Source organism: Gelidibacter sp. (assembly GCF_035577925.1).
Classification (GTDB): domain Bacteria; phylum Bacteroidota; class Bacteroidia; order Flavobacteriales; family Flavobacteriaceae; genus Gelidibacter.
Genome location: NZ_DATJCY010000175.1, coordinates 1 through 2,869 on the forward strand (window position 1 = coordinate 1; position 2,869 = coordinate 2,869).

A 2,869-nucleotide genomic window follows, 5' to 3' on the forward strand; every position below is an offset into this window, starting at 1 on the left:
GCCATACATGTCTTTATGGCCTCTTGGTTCATACATTAGTGCAGTACGCAAATGATCGTAATTTTGTTTGCAATCCTGACGGTAAGCTAAAACCGAATCTCCTTTTAGCTGTGGAAATCCTTCCAATATAACCCGCAATGGCTCACCGCCGGTGTGCATATCTATGGTCTTAATTTGTAACCAATTTGTTGGAGCTGTAAAGTCCGTGTTTTTTAAAATTTTATTATACATTTTTAAAATTAAATAAGTTGTTGTAATATATTTTGGTGGTAAGTTTTTATAATGTTTTTGATCGTTATATTCACTTTATCATTAAGATTTATTTTTGCAGAACCAATTCAAAAGAAGAGTTTTTATATGATGCAATCATCAAAAAAGGGTGTGTTAAGAGAAATAAATATACATTCATTTTCTTTTAAAACCTAATAAGAAACAGTGATATATTCCTGAATTTTTTCTTGGGTTTTTTGTAATTAAACGTTGGTCTTCATGATGATAGCTGAGTTTTTTGTCTTTTGAGGTCATCCCATCCATTTTAAAAATAGAAATACTAGTAAAACATAAAAGCAATCCTTTGTCTTTTGTTTTTATTGAAAATTAGTCAGCTTGATGTTGCATTATTCTTTAACATACGTAGGTTGTAGATTTTAGTGAAATATTGATTTGAGATTCACTTTTCCATCGAAGTAATTTTGAGTAAGCTTGAAGTTGGAAAATCAACTAATTTAATAGGGTGAAACGACAAAAATAGATTAAGTTGATTTAATATGGAGGACTGTTAGTTTTCAGTCATCAAAAGTATTTTCATAAGATTGGAAGGTGTGTTTCCAGACAGATGTTTAAACTCACTTATCATGTGCATTTGATCAAAATAGCCATATTCCGCTGCAATTGCTGACCAATTAACTTTTGCATTTCGTTTTTTAAAGGACAAGGCGAGATTAAACCTTACAATGCAGTTGAGATGCTTAGGCGAAACGCCAACTTTATTGATAAAAAGTCGTTCCAAATTGCGGTTACTCATATTGGCTTGAAAAATAATCTGATCTAAATTTGATCTTCCATGGCTATTGACAATGTTTTCTACAATTTTCAATAAATTATTACTTTGGTGAACTTGATTTTTTTTTAAAAGATGGTTCAACAAATAAATATCTGCAAGCTGTCCCATTTCTTTTATATCCTTTGCATTGCACAGCAGTCTATAAAGCGTTTGTATGTCAGGTCCTAATAGTTCTATACCATCCATGATGTGATTTCTAATTTCTGAAACAGGAATTTCAAATATTCCATTCAAACCTATAGGATTAAACGCTATTTCAAAAAGCAAATAGCAGCCATTATAAGTCATTTCTCCATTATATTCGGAGCTTAGCCCTAAAACATTTATACAATTACATTTTTTTATGATTATTCCACTAATTGGATTTTGTAAATTGATCTGTTTGTCCTTAAAGAAAAAAACAATGGAAGTAAGATGACAGGCAAACCATGGCCTTTTAAAATCTATGCCGCCAGTATCAAAGTGTCTTAATGTATAGCTGGAAACGTATGCAGCCAATATAGGGTTTGGAGCTATACAATAGGTGGTTACCATAGCTTTTTAGACGGATTAAATTTTAAAATATCTTAAGAGATAATTCTGTTATGAAAGTACGATTTTAGATCATATTGTTGAGGTGATAAGGTGTTAAATCTCTGTTAATCATTGATTTATTTTTTTCAGATTTATCATGTAAATGAATAATTGCTCAAGTAGTTTGACAGGAAAGAAACTTAGATAGGTTGCACTTCTTTATTTTTTAAAATGATATGTTGGTTAGTGGAGAATTATTTGGGGGACGTTAATGATTGATTAAACTTGTCGTATTTCTACTATTTTTTCTACAAATCCCCTTTTAACTTTGATAAACTTTAAGCATAGACTCATGGCTTGAAATTTAATTTTATTCTTTAATCAATAATCTACAGAAATGATGAAAGATTCAAAACCCTATTCAGTTTCTACTAAATTTATCACAATGATTTTCTTTATTGTCCTACTGTTCGTTTTTACTCGATGCAATGACGACGACGATGATAGCGCGCATGTTCCAGTATTAGAAATTAAAACAATCACTTCAGGACTAGTGGGGGTCATGGGTGTTGAAACTGATGGCAACGGTAATATCTGGGTAACGGAAAGTGGTACCGATGTTCCAGATGCCAATAATGATACCCATAACAACAATGGTAAAGTTATTTTGATTACCCCAGATGGCCATAAGTATGATGCCATTGTTAATCTGGAATCGTATGCCAATGTACATTCTGGCGAATTGCAAGGAACCGTTCACATTTTACGAGAAGGTAAAATGATGTACGTTTTGTCCGGGGATCATTTGTACTTGGCTGATATATCTAACTTTAAGCCTGGTGATACTCCATTAGATGCTACGAATTTACCATCTGAAGATATTTTTTCGGTTATCTCTCAGTTGCCTTCTGAAAGCAATCCTGATCACGACTCCCATCCCTACAACCTTACGAAAGGACCAAATGGAGATCTTTACATTACAGATGCTGGTGCAAATGCTATTGTTCACCGTAAGGGTGTGAACGATTATTCCATTCTAGCTGAGTTCCCAGCTATCCCCAATCCTTTGTTTCCTGGTTTGGGCGGACCTACCGTTCAAGCTGTGCCCACTTCTATCCTATATGATGGAGATGCTTTTTTAGTGACTACCTTAACAGGATTTCCATTTCCCGCAGATGCAGCGGTTATTTATAAAGTTTCAATGTCTGGCGATGTATCTGTTCATCAAACGGGCTTTACCATGCTTGTGGATATCGTGGAAGGGGAGGGAGCTAATCATTTGGTGGCTCAACA

General features: G+C 33.7%; 3 protein-coding genes. 1 reads left to right on the top strand and 2 read right to left on the bottom strand.

Annotated features, from left to right (window positions below):
• Together VNJ50_RS06210 and VNJ50_RS06215 are read right to left on the bottom strand one after the other, a co-directional pair.
• Positions 1 to 231 (bottom strand): proline racemase family protein (locus tag VNJ50_RS06210; RefSeq protein WP_325580063.1); only part of this gene is annotated, 231 nt, incomplete at its 3' end.
• A 547-nt stretch (positions 232 to 778) separates the two neighbouring features.
• Positions 779 to 1,597 carry an AraC family transcriptional regulator gene (locus VNJ50_RS06215; RefSeq protein WP_325580066.1) on the bottom strand — a complete coding sequence of 273 codons (819 nt, stop codon included), beginning with the start codon at positions 1,595 to 1,597 and terminating at the stop codon, positions 779 to 781.
• 541 nt (positions 1,598 to 2,138) lie between these two features.
• Between VNJ50_RS06215 and VNJ50_RS06220 the strand changes: the two genes are divergently transcribed.
• A partial coding sequence (locus VNJ50_RS06220; RefSeq protein ID WP_325580068.1) for a ScyD/ScyE family protein occupies positions 2,139 to 2,869 on the top strand: 731 nt, incomplete at its 3' end.

Bases quoted from the DNA above. Each gene is read 5' to 3' on its own strand.
- VNJ50_RS06215 (WP_325580066.1), bottom strand. From the start codon at position 1,597: ATGGTAACCACCTATTGTATAGCTCCAAACCCTATATTGGCTGCATAC.